This is a genomic window from Clostridium sp. LXY-7, from assembly GCF_056172015.1.
The window spans coordinates 79,198-96,916 of sequence record NZ_JBLLJL010000007.1 but is presented as its reverse complement, the minus strand read 5'-3'; the positions used below and the strand labels follow the sequence as shown (position 1 = coordinate 96,916).

Annotated in this window: 13 protein-coding genes; 11 read left to right on the top strand and 2 right to left on the bottom strand. The window is 31.3% G+C overall.

Translation table 11 applies throughout. The annotated features are described in order from the left end of the window. Positions 1–162 precede the first annotated feature (162 nt). A complete protein-coding gene (gene recQ / locus ACI48Q_RS19245; protein ID WP_474920742.1) occupies positions 163–2,349 on the top strand; it encodes a DNA helicase RecQ in 2,187 nt (728 codons plus the stop codon). Between the two features lie 147 nt (positions 2,350–2,496). Here recQ and ACI48Q_RS19240 read toward each other — a convergent pair whose 3' ends face one another. Further along, a complete protein-coding gene (locus ACI48Q_RS19240; protein WP_474920741.1) occupies positions 2,497–3,879 on the bottom strand; it encodes a peptidase C39 family protein in 1,383 nt (460 codons plus the stop codon). 545 nt (positions 3,880–4,424) lie between these two features. Between ACI48Q_RS19240 and ACI48Q_RS19235 the strand changes: the two genes are divergently transcribed. The 10 genes from ACI48Q_RS19235 (at position 4,425) to ACI48Q_RS19190 (ending at position 16,009) form a co-directional block, all read left to right on the top strand. Continuing rightward, positions 4,425–6,269 carry a peptide ABC transporter substrate-binding protein gene (locus ACI48Q_RS19235; protein WP_474920740.1) on the top strand — a complete coding sequence of 615 codons (1,845 nt, stop codon included), beginning with the start codon at positions 4,425–4,427 and terminating at the stop codon, positions 6,267–6,269. Positions 6,270–6,363: 94 nt separating this feature from the next. After that, entirely contained in the window at positions 6,364–7,305 is a 942-nt protein-coding gene (locus tag ACI48Q_RS19230) for an ABC transporter permease (protein WP_474920739.1), read from the top strand. Continuing rightward, entirely contained in the window at positions 7,305–8,270 is a 966-nt protein-coding gene (locus ACI48Q_RS19225; RefSeq protein WP_474920738.1) for an ABC transporter permease, read from the top strand. The genes ACI48Q_RS19230 and ACI48Q_RS19225 overlap by 1 nt, the downstream gene beginning before the upstream one ends. A gap of 11 nt (positions 8,271–8,281) precedes the next feature. After that, a complete protein-coding gene (locus ACI48Q_RS19220; RefSeq protein ID WP_474920737.1) occupies positions 8,282–9,319 on the top strand; it encodes an ABC transporter ATP-binding protein in 1,038 nt (345 codons plus the stop codon). Position 9,320: 1 nt separating this feature from the next. Beyond that, positions 9,321–10,262: an ATP-binding cassette domain-containing protein gene (locus tag ACI48Q_RS19215; protein WP_474920736.1), complete on the top strand. Its 942-nt coding sequence runs from the start codon at positions 9,321–9,323 to the stop codon at positions 10,260–10,262. A gap of 363 nt (positions 10,263–10,625) precedes the next feature. Beyond that, positions 10,626–11,183 carry a glycerol-3-phosphate responsive antiterminator gene (locus ACI48Q_RS19210; protein WP_474920735.1) on the top strand — a complete coding sequence of 186 codons (558 nt, stop codon included), beginning with the start codon at positions 10,626–10,628 and terminating at the stop codon, positions 11,181–11,183. 121 nt (positions 11,184–11,304) lie between these two features. Next, positions 11,305–12,801 (top strand): glycerol kinase GlpK, encoded by a 1,497-nt coding sequence (gene glpK / locus ACI48Q_RS19205; protein ID WP_474920734.1) that lies wholly within the window; start codon positions 11,305–11,307, stop codon positions 12,799–12,801. Positions 12,802–12,950: 149 nt separating this feature from the next. Further along, positions 12,951–14,378: an FAD-dependent oxidoreductase gene (locus tag ACI48Q_RS19200; RefSeq protein ID WP_474920733.1), complete on the top strand. Its 1,428-nt coding sequence runs from the start codon at positions 12,951–12,953 to the stop codon at positions 14,376–14,378. A gap of 15 nt (positions 14,379–14,393) precedes the next feature. Next, entirely contained in the window at positions 14,394–15,644 is a 1,251-nt protein-coding gene (locus ACI48Q_RS19195) for an NAD(P)/FAD-dependent oxidoreductase (RefSeq protein WP_474920829.1), read from the top strand. Positions 15,645–15,646: 2 nt separating this feature from the next. Next, positions 15,647–16,009, top strand: coding sequence for a DUF1667 domain-containing protein (locus ACI48Q_RS19190; RefSeq protein ID WP_474920732.1), 363 nt, complete (start codon positions 15,647–15,649; stop codon positions 16,007–16,009). Positions 16,010–16,138: 129 nt separating this feature from the next. Here the strand turns inward: ACI48Q_RS19190 and ACI48Q_RS19185 are convergent, their stop codons facing one another. Continuing rightward, positions 16,139–17,533: an alpha/beta hydrolase gene (locus ACI48Q_RS19185; protein WP_474920731.1), complete on the bottom strand. Its 1,395-nt coding sequence runs from the start codon at positions 17,531–17,533 to the stop codon at positions 16,139–16,141. Positions 17,534–17,719 lie beyond the last annotated feature (186 nt).

The following is a 17,719-nucleotide window of genomic DNA, read 5'->3' as shown; positions in this document are numbered from 1 at the left end:
TATTATATTAATGTATTTATATAATTTTAATAAATATAAAATCAATAAATTATTTTCAAGAAAAGTATAAATCATGTGATATAATTGTGTTAATATGGACAATATTTAAAAAAGCAGTCAGAGAAGACTGCTTTTTACAATAGATTTTAAGAGAGGTTTGATATGTCAAATAAAGCACTAGAAGTATTAAATAATTACTATGGCTATAGTTCTTTCAGAAGAGGCCAAGAAAAAATAATAGATGAGATATTAAGTGGTAATGATGTGGTTGCAATAATGCCAACAGGTGGAGGGAAATCAATTTGCTATCAGATACCAGCTATAATATTTGAAGGTATCACTGTAGTTATTTCTCCATTAATATCTTTAATGAAGGATCAGGTTGATGCCATTAATAATATTGGGATTCAAGCTGCATATATCAATTCATCTTTAAGTAATATAGAAATTCGACATATATTTCAAAAAGTTGAAGCAGGAGAGATAAAGCTTTTATATGTAGCGCCAGAGAGATTGGAGGCATCAGATTTTATAAATCTAATTTCTAATATACATATATCGCAGGTAGCTGTAGATGAAGCACACTGTGTTTCTCAATGGGGACATGAGTTTAGAAGTAGCTATAAGTACATTAGTAGATTTATAAGCATATTAAAGCATAGACCAGTAGTGTCTGCTTTTACAGCCACTGCTACTGAAGAAGTTAAGGATGATATAGTTAAATTATTAGATTTAAGAAGTTCTAAAGTATTTATATCGGGATTTGATAGAAGTAATCTAAAACTAGTGATTGAAAAGGGCGTAAATAAGAAGCAATATTTGATGAATTTCATAAATGAGAATAAAGATGTGGGAGGAATAGTATATGCAGCAACGAGGAAAGAAGTTGATGCTATCTACGAAATTCTACAGGGGAATAATATATCTGTAGCTAGATATCATGCTGGGTTAAGCGACGAAGAGAGAAAAATAAATCAAGAGAATTTTGTTTATGATAAAATTGATGTGATGGTAGCTACCAATGCCTTTGGTATGGGAATTGACAAACCGAATATAAGATATGTTATACACTACAATATGCCTAAAAATATAGAGAGTTACTATCAGGAGATTGGAAGAGCAGGGAGAGATGGGGAAGATAGTGAATGTATAATGTTATTTTCTCCGGGAGATGTTCAGACACAAAAATACATCATAGATATTGGGACTATAAATCCTGAGAGAAAGCTAAATGAGTTATCAAAGCTTAAAACTATGACAGATATGATTTATTCAAATGATTGTTATAGAAAGTACATTTTAAATTACTTTGGCGAGAATCTTGAAGAGGATTGTAACAATTGTAGTAATTGCAATAAAGAAGGGGAAGTTATAGATAAAACGATTGATGCTCAAAAGGTATTATCCTGTGTTTATAAGATGCAAAGACCTTTCGGTATAGGAGTATTAGTAGATGTGTTAAGAGGGTCAGAAAATAAAAAGATAAAAGAGTTAAGTTTTAATAACTTGTCTACTTATGGAATAATGAAAGATTACTCTAAAGAGGAATTAAAAGAGTTTATAAATACTTTAATCTCCCATGGATATTTAGATTATATAGGAGAATATCCTGTGGCAAGGATTAATAATAAGTCTATAGACATACTTAAGGGAAATGAAAAAATATTGTTTAAAGAAGCTAGACAAGTTACTAATGTATTTAAGAGCAATGACTTATTTGAATCATTAAGGTCTCTTAGAGCTTCTATAGCTACGGAGGAAAGGGTACCTCCTTATGTTGTATTTGGAGACAATACCTTGAAAGAACTAAGTACAAGAATGCCAGTAAATAGGGAGCAGTTTTTAGATATAAGCGGAGTTGGTGAAGTTAAACTTGAGAAATATGGGGATGTGTTTTTAAGTGAAATTAATAAATACGTAGATGAGAATAGTATTGAAGTACAATGGAGCTTTAAAAACTCAAATACTTCTATACAAAAAACAACAGAAAGTTCGAGTAGAGATAGAAAGTCCAAATTAAGTAATAATAATGTAGAAAAGAAGAAATCACATTTACAAACTATAGATATGCTTAAAGCTACTGGAGATTTACAAGAGGTTGCTTCAGCAAGAGAATTAGCCATAACTACTGTGTTTTCACATATCCAACAGTATGTAAGTGAAGGGAATGAACTTGATTTCAATATGAAATTTGATAATATTTTTACTGAAGAAGAAGAAAGATTAATACTAGAGGTTATAGAAGAAGTAGGATGTGGAAAGTTAAAACCAATAAAGGAAAAGCTTCCTAATGGTATATCTTATGATGCAATAAAAGCGGTAGTTTTAAAGAAAACCATAAATATGTAATAAATAGGCTATCTTAAAATAATTTTTTAATTATTTTGAGGTAGCCTATTTCAAAATAGAATGCAAATTATTTAATGAATTGGATTTGTTTTAATATAGTTCTAAAATCAATAATCGTTTAAACCAAAGCCAATGAATTAAGAATGATTAAAATTCACAGGTGCAAAAATAAATCTTTGAATTTTTACATATGAATCTAAAGTTAAATATATCCTCACTAAAGTCAACACTGGGGATTAAAATAGAAGAACTTTCTGTTGGTTCAATGTATTTATTAAATATATCGGCTGAAGACGTTTTATACATTATAGTTAGGGCATTTTTATTAGAGACATCAATGAATTTATTATAATGAAAAATGTTATATTCATTATACATTTTACAATCTATCATCTTTGTGTTACCTGTTGGTTTCATATTTACAGGTATTCTTTTAACTAGAGAGCTAACTTTATGATCATTATGGACTACGTAGGCAATCTTAGAACCCCAAGCATTAATGAATTCATCTATATCATATTTTAAAGAAACTCCACTCTCATCCCTTGCAGCAGGATCATTTACTACAATATAATCTTTTCCATCTTCCTTTGTAAAACCTTTAACAACAATAATATGTCCAAAAGTGTAATTACAAGGCGCATTTGTAATTATAGGAAGATCCTTATCACAGTTAGGATGTTTATATCGTACACTAACAATTACAGGGTTTCCATTTAAGATTTCTCTCTTTAAATCATCAACTGAGTTGAAGTAGTCAATATATGCAGTTAATCCAAAGGTTGAGATAAAAGCGGTATTAAAGGGCCAATTTCCAAAGCCTTCATATACAGAATCATAGACATTCCAAGCCACTTCTTCAGGAGCAATATCAACACCATGATATTTTAGTACCATAGAGGAACTTGTAGCACTACACATAACACCTGCTATTTTTGGATCTTTAGTCATTTGTGAATAATTATAAACGGAAAGGATTTTATTCTGAGCATCTAAATTCTTAGCACCAACTTCATTATCATATACCTTTATAATAGTTTTATTTGGTAAGGTATTTCTAATACTAAAGGATACAAGTTTAATTACAGGACTACTTTCATTATCTTCAGAAATCAAATGTATTTTGTATTGGAAGGCAGTTGCAACCTTGTTATCCCCTTTAACCATTAAAGTGTCTGTACTAACAGAAGCTATATTATCACAGGATTCATGGGGGGCAAGACTATATCTATCTCCAGTTGTAGTCCAAGTACCCCAGGAAAGCCAACTACTCCAAACATTGTCAACTAAAACTTTTCCATAGAGTTGAATTTTTGTATTACGAGGAGTAAGTGCATTCCAAGAAAGAACACCATATTCAAATTCAGGAGTGTTTATAATTTTTGAAATATAGGTACCTGTATTTTCATAACCGATATCATTAAGCAGAAGAGCTATTCCGGAATTATACTCTGAAAATTCTGTGTTTTTGAAGGAACCTTCTTTGAAATCTTCATATGAGTTATTAAGTATTAAATTATCGTTGATCATATTAATTATCCTCCATTTCGGAAAAAATTTTTGATTATCAAATATATAGTTAATTCATAATCAGAATACTGATAAATATAATTGTAATAGAGATAAAAGTATATGAAGTTAATTTCAATTCATGTGAATAAATATGCAATTTTTACCTAAATAGTAATTATAATAATTATTATAATACAAAAAAATATTAAATATAAGAGCTTATGAATTTCAATTAAGTGAAAAAATAATTAATTTGATTAAAACCAATTTATGTATTTACATTCTATAACTGGTTGTACTATAATAAATATAATTAATTATCTAGTTACAAAAAATTTAAAAATAAAGATTATATACCAAAATAGTAACAAGTTATACAAAATAAACTTGCGCTAGTTAAAATATTCTTAATATTCATAAAATTTTCATAAGGACTCTATATTTAGAATAATTTTGCATAATATGATTATAAAGTTGCATTTTGATGCAATAATACAGGATTCTCATTAGCATGTTAATGCTAATTAAGGATATTAATATATGTGTGTTTAAGGAGGATTATTATGAAAAAGCTTTTATCTTTAATAATGGTACCGATTTTTACATTAGGACTATTATTAACTGGATGCGGCAAAGATTCAAAAACTGAAGCTGTACAAGAGTATACACGTGTTTATTCAGGGGAGTATACAACACTGAACTATCTAGTGACAGCAAGTACAGATGAATTTGAGGCAGTTGCAAACTTAGTTGATTGTTTAGTGGAATATGACAAATACGGTGTGGTTCAACCAGGCTTAGCAGAATCCTGGAATGTATCACCTGATGGATTGACATGGACTTTTAACCTACGTAAAGGGGTAAAGTGGTTAAAAAATGATAAGTCTGAATATGCAGAAGTTGTAGCTCAAGATTTCGTGGATGGAATGAAATATGTTTTAAATTCTGATAACAATTCAGAAACTGCACAAATTGCTTATAGTGTTCTTAAAAATGCAGAAGCATACTATAATAAAGAAATTACTGATTTTGAACAAGTTGGAATTAAAGCTAAAGATCAATATACAGTAGAGTATACATTAAATCAACCAACACCATATTTCCTATCAATGGTAACATATGTTTGCTTCATGCCAGTTAATGGTGAGTTTTTGCAGGCAGCTGGAGATAGGTTTGGTACAGATAATACAAATTTGCTTTATAATGGAGCATATATATTAGAGACTTATGAGCCACAAAGTAAAAGAGTATTTGCAGCTAATGATCAATATTGGGATAAAGACCAAGTATTTATAAAGAAATTAACTTATAACTACAATAAAGAAGCTACAACATTATCACCTGAATTATTTCTACGTGGAGAAATATCATATAGTGGAATACCATCATCTTCATTAGATGAATGGATGGGTAATGCTGAGAAAAAGGAACAAATTAGACCGACTAAACCAGGATTCTACGCATATTTCTATGCACTTAACTTTGATCCAAAGTTTGCACCAGAATATGAGCCAGAAAATTGGAAAGTTGTTGTTAATAACGCTAATTTCAGACAATCGTTATTTCATGCACTAGATAGAAAGGCTGCTATGGTAACTGCGGAGCCTTATGGACCAGAAAGACTTATTTCTAACACTGTTACTCCAAAGGATTTTGTTAACTTAGAGGGAACAGATTATACTCAACTTGGAGATTTAAAAGAAATAGCTAATAGAGATAGTTTCGATACTAAGTCAGCTTTAGATTATAAAGCTGAGGCTATGGAAGAATTAAAAGGAAAAGCTACCTTCCCAGTAAAGGTTTTGATGCCTTATCAAACAGGCATTACTGAGTGGACAAATCGTGCGCAAGTTATAGAGCAGCAGATGGAAAAAGCACTAGGAGCAGACTATATAGATATAGTTTTATTACCTCATCAACCAACAGGTTTCTTAAAAGAAACAAGACGTGCTGGTAACTACGCCATGATGGAGTGTAATTGGGGCCCTGACTATGCAGATCCTCAAACCTATACGGATCCATTTATATCTGGTGGAACGTATAATAAGCCGGAGTTAGCAACTGGTTATGCAGAAGCTAACGGAAAAAATAAATATGAAAATATGGTAGATGCAGCAAAAACTCAAGTTCTTGATCTTGAGAAACGTTATACAGGATTTGCAAATGCTGAAGCCTTCCTAATTAATGAGGCCTTCATTATTCCATTTGGAATAGGAGTTTTTAATGGAGGATATATAGCATCTAGAGTAGATCCATTTACATCTCAATATGCTCCTTTCGGAGTTTCTGATAGTAAGTATAAAGGTCAGAAAATCTTGGATAAGCCAATGAATACTGAAACTTATAATCAAAAACTTGAAGAATGGAATAAAGAGCGTGCAGAAGCTCTAAAGGCTGCAAGTAAATAAGTATTAAATAGATATTGTGATTTTGAGCAAGAGTTATAGATATAGCTCTTGCTTATTAAATCATTAAAGTAAGATAAATAAGGGAGCTGATATAGTGTTAAGGTACTTGGGTAAAAAATTATTACAATCTGCATTTACATTATTCCTAGTAATTACTGTAGTATTTATGCTTATGAGGTTAATGCCAGAAGAAGGATATTTTAATAATTATGATAAATTAAGTGAGACTCAAAGAGAAACCATGCTCACCAATATGGGACTTAGAGATCCAATGCATATACAACTTGGTAGATTTTACAGTGATTTAGCCCATGGAGATTTAGGAACTTCTATAAAGTATCGTCCACAGGTTCCAGTATCAGAAATTATTAAGGATAAAATACCATACTCTCTATGTTTTGGACTAGGAGCAATAGCAATTTCTCTTTTGTGTGGATTGCCATTAGGAGTAATGATGGCTAAGAGTAAAGGAAAATTTTGGGATAAAATAGGGACGGGTTACATAGTATTTATAAATGCTGTACCTGCAGCGGTATACTTTTTATTTATACAACTATATGCTACAGGAGCATTTAATTTTCCAATATTATTCAGTAAGGATAAACCAGCAAGTTGGATTTTACCAGTAATATCAATGTCACTAGGTAGTATTGCAGGTTATGCTATGTGGATGCGTAGATATATGGTAGATGAATTAAATAAAGATTATATAAGACTAGCTAGAGCTAAAGGAATGAAAAATACAGAAATTATGTTTAAACATGTTATGAGAAATGCAATTATTCCTATGGTTCAATATTTCCCTTCATCTATATTATTAACGATAATGGGATCATTTTATATAGAATCATTATACTCAATACCTGGCATGGGCGGATTATTAATAGATGCTATTTCAAGGCAGGATAATCCATTAGTTCAAGCACTTGTTTTAATTTTTTCAGCATTAAGTATAATAGGTTTATTTTTGGGCGATATAGGAATGGCTATAGTTGATCCTCGTATTAAGCTTAATCGAAAGGAAGGTGCTAGATAATGAGTATAAAGTTTAATAAAGATATAGAGGCCATAGATGATGCTCTATTTCAATTAGCTGATTATGATGAGGTTAATGCAGAACGTACTGGATATTCAAACTATTCTTATTGGCAATCAACTTGGAAGGTGTTTTTAAAGAATAAGGTAGCTGTATTTCTACTTATATTAATGGTATCAATAGTAGTATTTACAATAATTCAACCCTATTTACCAAATCAAAAACTTCCTACAAAGATATACATCGATGAAGCAACTAACATGCAATATAGAAATGTAAAGCCTAATTCAGAATTTTGGTTTGGTACAAACTCTATAGGACAAGATTTATGGTCTAGAATATGGAGTGGAACACGTACATCACTATTCATTGGAGTAATGGCAGGATTATTTGAAGCCATAATAGGGATTATCGTAGGAGCATTATGGGGATATGTTAAGAGTTTAGATAAGATTATAACTCAAATTTATAATTTAATTGACAATATTCCTGTAGTAATATTATTAACATTACTGGCATATATCATGAGACCGAGCTTATTTACTTTAATATTTGCTATGTGTATTACGGGTTGGGTTGGAATGGCTAGATTTATACGTAATCAAATAATAGTAATTCGTGATAGAGAATATAATTTGGCATCAAGATGTTTAGGAACGCCTACTTCTAGAGTTATATTAAAAAACTTGTTACCTTATTTGGTATCAGTAATTATGCTTAGGATAGCATTAGCTATACCAAGTGCTATTGGATATGAAGTATTCTTGACCTATATAGGACTTGGATTGCCTTTGAATATACCTTCATTAGGAAACTTAATAAATGAAGGAAGAATGATAATGATGTCGCCATCTTTACGTTACCAGCTTATTTTCCCCGCAATAGTTATATCTATAGTTACTATATCTTTCTATATGTTGGGTAACTCTTTTGCAGATGCAGCAGATCCACGCAATCACGTTTAGGAGGTGTAGAGATGGAAAATGATATTATTCTTTCAGTTGAGGATTTAGTAATAAAATTTAGTCTTAGAGGTAAGACATTAACGGCTATTAGAGGTATTTCTATAGATTTAATACAAGGAGAAAGTTTAGCCATAGTGGGAGAGTCAGGTTCAGGAAAATCTGTATTCACAAAGTCATTTATGGGATTATTAGATGGGAATGGATGGATAGATTCAGGAAGCATTAAATATAGTAATTATGACATTGCTAAATTTAAAAAAGAAGAAGATTGGATTAAAATTAGAGGAAAAGAAATAGCTATGGTATTTCAAGATCCGATGACTTCCTTAAATCCATTAAAAACTGTAGGCAAACAGGTTCAAGAATCTGTTGAACTCCACCAAGGACTAAAAGGTGAAGAAGCTAAAGCTGTAGTAATAGATATCTTAAAGGATGTCGGTATTCATAATCCAGAACAAAGATATAATCAATATCCACATGAATTTTCTGGTGGGATGAGACAGAGAGTGGTGATTGCTATAGGTGTAGCTTGTAATCCTAAAATTCTTATCTGCGATGAACCAACTACAGCGTTAGATGTAACAATACAGGCTCAAATACTTAAGTTATTACAAAAATTACAAGAAAAGTACAAACTAACTATTATATATATAACACACGACTTAGGTGTTGTTGCAAAGGTAGCAGATAGAATAGCTGTTATGTATGCAGGTGACGTGGTTGAAATTGGAACTGCAGAAGAAGTGTTTTATAATCCACAGCATCCATATACTTGGGCATTACTGTCTTCACTGCCTCAGCTAGGAGTGAAAGGAGAATCATTATATTCAATCAAGGGAACTCCTCCAAATCTATTTAATGAAATTAAGGGAGATGCTTTTGCACCACGTAATCCTCAAGCATTGAAAGTAGATTTCGTAGAAAAACCACCTTACTTTGATGTGAGTCCAACTCATAAAGCAAAAACTTGGTTATTAGATCCAAGGGCACCTAAGGTGGAACCCCCGAAAGCTATACAAACTATGAGACAGCTATGGAGGAGTGAGTAATATGAGTAAAAAGAAAAAAGAAGTCCTTTTAGAAGTAAAGGATATATGTGTAAAGTTCGGAGAAAAAAGAAATCCTTTTGTTGCTGTAAATAATGTTAGTTTTAACATATACAAGGGAGAAACTTTTGGACTTGTAGGAGAATCAGGTTCAGGAAAGACAACTATAGGTAGAGCTATTATTAGAATTAATGAAACTAGCTCTGGAGATATATTTTTTAAGGGGGAAAAAATTAACGGCAAAATTAATTCTCATTTAGATAAAGAGATAACTAAGAAAATTCAAATGATATTCCAAGACCCGATGGCATCTTTAAATGAAAGAGCTAAGGTTGATTATATAGTTTCAGAAGGAATGTATAATATAAAAAATTATAAAGATGAAGCAGATAGAAAGGCAAGGGTTGAAAAGGCACTTTTAGATGTTGGACTTTTACCTGAATTCGCTAGCAGATTTCCTCATGAATTTTCAGGTGGACAACGTCAGCGTATAGGCATAGCAAGAGCTTTAGTAATGGATCCGGAACTAATTATTGCAGATGAGCCTATTTCAGCATTAGATGTATCTATACGTGCCCAGGTACTGAACCTACTTTCTCAGTTACAAAAAGAAAAAGGATTAACGTATTTATTTGTTGCCCATGATTTAGCAGTAGTACGATTTATAACAGATAGATTGGCAGTAATTCATAAGGGAAGAATAGTAGAGCTGGCAGAAACAGAGAAGCTTTTTGCCCATCCACTTCATCCTTATACTAGGGCATTATTATCTGCAATACCAGTTCCAGATCCAAGAGTAGAGAGAAATAAAACCTTAGAAATTTATGATCCAGATTGCCATGATTATGATAAGAATATACCTTATTGGGTGGAAGTAGAGCCAGAACATTTTGTTCTAGGAAGTGAAAAAGAAATTGAAGAATATAGGAAAGTATTAGAAAAATAAAAGGCTATAGCATGTGCTTCATTTAAGAAAATACAATTATAAGTTGTAGATAAATCCTAACTTTGTTAGCGGAAAATCCTCCTTTTAAGCCAGGGAAGTGGTGTCTAATGTCACAGGTAAAGAACGTGTTTGACTGAGTAAAGCCAAATATATGGCAAATTTGATATATTAAAAACACCTGTAATATAATGACACTTCCCTGAAATTTTATTTACCTTTATTTTATGAAACAGTTCAGTGTTTTTTACATATTTTCTTATATAAACCACTAAAAAACTTATTTAAATTGTTTGACTAAATAAATCAAAAATGTAATAATGGTAATAAAAATATTTTTAATATTGAAATAAGGGGAAATAAAGGATGGATGTTATTCATTTGTTAGAGGATAACCCTGTTATAGCAGCAGTTAAAGATTTTAAGGAACTGGAGGAAGCTATAAATTCAGAAATTCATATTATCTTTGTACTATTTGGAAACTTGCTTAATATAAAAGAAATTAGTAGCAAAATTTCTAATAATAATAAGATAGGAATAATACATATAGATTTAGTAGATGGACTTACAAATAAAGAAATAGCTATAAATTATTTAAAGCAAGAAACTAGCTTTAAAGGTATAATAAGCACTAAACCTCAGGTTGTGAAGTTAGCAAAGGTATATAACTTTATTGCAATACAAAGGGTATTTATTTTTGATACTTTATCCATGAATAATGCACAAAAGCATTTGATCAAAGAATGTGATGCTATAGAAATATTACCAGGAATTATTCCAAAAGTAATAACTAAACTATCTAAAGAACTATTTAAACCTATAGTTGTAGGAGGTTTAATAGAAAGCAAAGAAGAAGTAATAATGGCATTAAATTCAGGAGCTACCTGTGTGTCGACAACAAAAAAGAATATTTGGAATATGTAGATAAAGAGAATTAGAGAAATAAGCTACATAAGACTAGGTAACTAGTCTTATGTAGCTTTTGTTATATTTAAACATAGTATCTTAAATTCAATAAAAAAGTACTTATGAAGGGGATGGGAAAATGACAAAGTATATAATAGCATTAGACCAAGGAACTACAAGTTCAAGAGCCATAATATTTGATAAGGAGCAGAATATATTAGGAGTTAGCCAAAAAGAATTTACTCAAATATACCCTAAAGAGGGATGGATTGAACATGATCCAATGGAGATATGGAGCAGTCAGTATGCTGTACTACAGGAGGTAATGGCAAAATCAAATATTACCCAGGAAAAGGTGGCTGCTATAGGAATAACTAATCAAAGAGAAACCACTATTGTATGGGATAAGGAAACAGGAATACCAATATATAATGCTATAGTATGGCAATGCAGAAGAACAGCGCAGATATGCGATGAGTTAAAGTCAGAAGGCTGGGAGGATTACATAAAGGATAATACTGGACTCGTAATTGATGCTTATTTTTCAGGTACCAAAATAAAATGGATTTTAGATAATGTAGAAGGGGCTAGAGAAAAGGCAGAGAAGGGTCAATTATTGTTTGGTACTGTAGATACATGGTTAGTATGGAAATTAACTAATGGTAAGGTCTATGTAACAGATTATACAAATGCTTCAAGAACTATGCTTTATAATATAAAGGAATTAAAGTGGGATGACAAGATATTAAATAGATTAGGTATTCCAAAATCAATGCTTCCAGAAGTTAAAAACTCTTCAGAGATATATGGATATGCAAACTTAGGAGCTACAGGTGGAGTGAGAGTACCTATTGCAGGAATAGCAGGAGATCAACAAGCCGCATTATTTGGTCAAACTTGTTTTGAAAAAGGATGTGCAAAAAATACATATGGTACAGGTTGTTTTTTACTTATGAATACAGGAGATGAAATGATAAAAAGTAAAAATGGACTTTTAACTACGATTGCAGTAGGAATAGAAGGAAAAGTTCAATATGCACTTGAGGGGTCAGTATTTGTTGGAGGGGCAGTTATTCAATGGCTAAGAGATGAACTAGAACTAATTAATGATGCTGCAGATACAGAACGTTATGCGGGGTTAGTTAAGGATAATGGCGGAGTTTATATAGTTCCAGCCTTTGTTGGGCTTGGAGCACCCCATTGGGATATGTATGCAAGAGGAGGAATTTTTGGACTTACCAGAGGTGCTAATAAAAATCATATTATAAGAGCAGCATTAGAATCTATTGCATATCAGTCAAGGGATGTATTAGAGGCTATGATTGAAGATGTTGGATGTGATATTATAAACTTAAAAGTTGATGGAGGAGCTAGTAGAAATAATTTTTTAATGCAGTTTCAGTCAGATATCATTGGAATAAAAGTGTCCAAGCCAATTATATCTGAAACTACAGCTTTAGGTGCAGCCTATCTTGCTGGGCTTGCTGTAGGTTTTTGGAGCAGTAAAAGTGAAATTGCAGAAAAGTGGTTTGAGAGTAGAAGTTTTGAACCTAATTTAGATGAAAATATGCAAAATAAACTATATTTAGGTTGGAAAAAAGCAGTAGAAAGAGTTAAGAGATGGGAAGAAGATTAATAATTTTATGGACAATCCTTTAACAAAGGAATATAATAATATTAAGAAATTAAATAAAAAGTGCGAAGAGAATTAGAGTCAAGCGCAAATGAGCTAGGTACTATAGCTTATTTCTGCTTGACTTTTTTGCGCTACTGGGAGGAATAAGTATGTATGATGTAGCAATAATAGGGGCAGGGATTATTGGAGCTTCAATTTTTAGAGAATTAACAAAATATAACTTAAAAGTAGTTGTAATAGATAAAGAGAACGATGTTTCTATGGGAACCACAAAGGCTAATTCAGCTATTATCCATGCAGGTTATGATCCAAAAGAGGGAACATTAATGGCAAAGTATAATGTTAAAGGAAATGAAATGTTTGAGGAGCTTTGTGAAGAATTAAATGTTCCCTTTAAAAGAAATGGATCCTTAGTTATAGGTTTCAATGAAGAAAATATGGAGACTATTAAAAAACTATATGATAATGGTGTAAAAGTTGGAGTAAAGAACTTAAAAGTTTTAAATAGGGAGGAAGTTCTTAAAAAAGAACCAAATTTGAGTGAAGAAGTAGTTGGTGCATTATATGCTCCAACAGGGGGAATAATAGGACCTTTTGAATATACAATTGCATTGATAGAAAATGGAGTTACAAATGGTGGAGAAGTTAGATTATCCTCTGAAATAGTGAACATTGAAAAAGAAGATAATTTTAAACTTACTACATCTAAAGGTGAAATTATAGAAAGCAGGTTTGTTGTAAATGCTGCAGGAGTCTATGCTGATAATATACACAATATGATTTGTGAAGAAAATTTTAAAATAACTCCTAGAAGAGGACAATATTTTGTAATGGATAAAAGTCAGGGGCAAGTAGTTAGCCATACTGTGTTTCAATGTCCATCGAAATTTGGAAAAGGGGTTTTGGTTACTCCAACAGTACATGGCAACTTGATTATTGGACCAGATGCTGAGAATGTAGATGACAAAGAATTCTTAGGCACCACCTCAGAAGGTTTAGAATATATTAGAGATCTAGCAATGACTACTACAAAGAAGATTAACTTTAGAGAGAGCATAAGAAGTTTTGCAGGTCTTCGAGCTATACCAGATGGTGGTGATTTTATAGTAGGAGAAGATAAAGAAGTAAAAGGCTTTATAGACGTAGCTGGAATGAAGTCTCCTGGATTATCTTCAGCACCAGCTATAGCTTTAGATGTAGTTGATATATTAGGAAACTCAGATCTAGTATTAGAACATAAAGATAATTTTAATCCATATAGAAATAAAACTAACTTTATAGAATTATCTTTAGAAGAAAAGGCAGAGCTTATAAAAAAAGATAGTAGATATGGAAAAATAATATGTAGGTGTGAGAGTATAACTGAAGGTGAAATAGTAGATAGCATAAAAAGAGCCTTTGGAACAGTTACTTTAGATGGAGTAAAAAGAAGATGTAGACCAGGTATGGGAAGATGTCAAGGAGGATTCTGTGGTCCAAGAGTTCAAGAGATAATTGCGAGAGAGCTTAATATGAAAATGGAAGATGTAGTTCAGGAAAAGGATGATTCCTACATTTTAGTAGGAAAAGCGAAATAGGAGGAATTTGTGAACATGTATGATTTAATAGTAATTGGTGGTGGTCCAGCTGGGTTAGCTGCTGCATATGAAGCTTATAACTCTGGAATTGAAAAAATATTAATTATAGAAAGAGATAGAGAACTTGGAGGAATATTAAATCAGTGTATTCATAATGGCTTTGGACTCCATACCTTTAAAGAGGAGCTTACAGGTCCAGAATATGCTCAAAGATTTGTTGATATGATAAATAGTACCAAAGTAGAGGTAAAGCTTAATACTATGGTACTAGATATAAGTGAAGATAAAACTGTTCATGCAATCAATTCTGATGAGGGATATATTATTTTAGAATCAAAATCTATAATACTAGCTATGGGATGTAGAGAAAGAACAAGAGGAGCTATAAATATTCCAGGGGATAGACCATCAGGAGTATTTACAGCAGGAGCAGCTCAAAGGTATATAAACATGGAAGGATATATGCCAGGGAAAGAAGTAGTTATTTTAGGTTCAGGGGATATTGGGCTTATAATGGCAAGAAGAATGACCTTAGAGGGAGCTAAAGTTAAGGCTGTAGTAGAGCTTATGCCCTACTCTAATGGACTAAATAGAAATATAGTTCAATGTTTAGAAGATTATGACATACCATTATATCTATCCCATACTGTAATAGATATAGTTGGACATGGAAGGCTACAAAAGGTTATTATAGCCAAGGTTGATGAGAGTAGAAAACCTATTAATGGTACAGAGATAGAGTTTAAATGTGATACCTTGTTATTATCTGTAGGTTTAATACCTGAGAATGAACTCTCTATTAAAACTGGGATAAAGCAAGATTTAAGAACTAATGGACTTATAGTAAATGAAAATATGGAAACCTCTATAGAAGGGATTTTTGCTTGTGGAAATGTAGTTCACGTACATGATTTAGTAGATTTTGTAACAGAAGAATCTAAGCATGCAGGTAGATCAGCAGCTAAATATATACAAAATAAAGTGGAAAGAGGAACCTATGTAGACATAATCAATGGAAAAAATATTAATTACACAGTACCTCAAAAGTTAAATATAGAGAATGTTGAAGATAAGCTAACTATTTTCATGAGAGTTAATAATATATACCACAACAAGGTGTTAGTTGTTAGGTGTGGGGAAGTAGAGATTGGAAGATTTAAAAGAAAACATTTAGCACCGTCTGAAATGGAAAGAATTATTCTCACTAAGTCTCAGCTTCAGAAAATAAATGATACAGTAACTATTTCCTTAGAGGAAGGTGAATAATAATGGAAAAAGAATTAATTTGTATATGTTGCCCTATGGGATGTCATCTAAAGGTGGATATAGACACTAAAAGTGTTACAGGAAATGCATGTAAAAGAGGAGAAGAGTATGGAATAAATGAAATAATTAATCCAGTTAGAGTAATTACTACTACAGTTAAGGTACAAAATGGAGAATTATCAGTGCTACCTGTAAAGACTAAAGAAGCCATACCGAAGCACCTTAACTTTAAATGTATAGAAATATTAAATAAAATAGAAATAAAGGCTCCTATAAAAATAGGGCAAGTTATAGCAGAAAATATACTGGATACAGGTGTAGATGTAGTAGCTACGAGAAATTTAGAGAAAAAGTTAAACCTTTAGCTATAATATTTTAAATCCTAGAATGAATATTTATAATAATATATTACTCTATAAAATTTAATGATAAAACTAAAACTCTACAATGAAGATTTATCTCATTGTAGAGTTTTAGTTTATAATATGAGCATATTATTTTTCGCCCTTTATAAAGGTAGCAATATCTTTTATAACATCTTCATTTACATTAGAAGGTGTAGCATATTCTTCAGGATTTGGAGCACCAGTACCACTCATAAATAAATGGTTTAAATCACTGTAACTTTTAAATGAGATATTACTCTTATCCTTTAAAGCAGCTTCAAAGGTCCTGAAATGACTCATAGGCACTTGATAATCTCTTTCACCTTGAAGTATTAAAGTTGGTTTATTCATATTGTGAAGCTCTTTTAATTGGTTATAATTATTTAGGTATTTCCAATATTCTTGACCCATACCTAGAATAAGCTTTTCATTAACAGTTTCACCATTTTTAAGTTTTTTCACAAGGGCAACTTGAGCTTCCATTTGTGAGATAGCTGCTTTTTCATCATCATTGACAGTACCATCTATATTAGCTAAATAATTATACTGGTATTTCATTAGGTCCTCGAAGGAACCATCTATAGTACCAGCTAGGGAAATAGCACCTTTAAAAGCTTCTCCACTATTGCTTATAGCCGGAAGAAGATATCCACCCAAACTATGGCCAAGGACAAATATATTTGATTTATCTATATCATTTCTAGTTTTTAGGTATTTAACACCTGATATAGCATCATCAATAGTTTCAAAATCAGGTGTAACGCGTTGAATTTGTTCTTCAGTTAAATCTTTTCCGTAAACATAGGTTCTTTTATCATATCTAAGTACAGCTATTCCTTCCTTAGATAGACCTTCAGCTATATCTTTGAAAGGTTTATTGACACCATTTATAGTTTCATCTCTATCACTAGGACCGGAACCTTGAACTAATACTACCACTGGAGGATTAGAAACATTTTTAGGAAGTAATAAGGTACCCTTTGCTTTATAAGGATCACTGCCAAAGATAATTTCTTCACTTTTAAAAATCTCATTGTCTACTGGAGTTTGGACTTGATCGCTTTTATCAGGAGCCTCTAAAAAATACCCTTCTACAGATTTATTATCATTATTGAAAACTATTTTTAAATCATATTCTCCTTTTTCAAATAATGTATAGGCTAAAACATATTTAAATCCATCTTTTTCTTTAACTCTAAAATTATTATATTCTTTTATTTTCCCTAGTTGTTTAGAGATAGCTTCATTTTGAGTTGCAAGAGTTTTGCTATCTACTTTATCTTTAAAGACTTTAGAGGTCATAGCATAGATTTCATCATTCTTTTCATCTTTTAAAAATTCCATAAAGGTTTTTGCATTTTCTGTTACATCATCGCTTAATTCTAAGGTAATTGAAGATTGATTACTATTATTTGTGTCATCTTTTTTATTTCCACAAGCAGCAAAGCTCAATATCATAGTGCAAACCAGAGCTATAGCTATTAAATTTCTGATTTTTCTCATAGTATACATCCCCTCAAAATATAAATAGATATTTAGCTAATTAGCTAAATATTATTTATATTATATTCTTTGCTATTGAAAATGTAAATAGGATAATTGTTAATATCTTAATTATATATATATTTATTGTAAATAGTATAAAAGTTAAGATAAAATTTAATTATAATAATATATAAATATTATTAA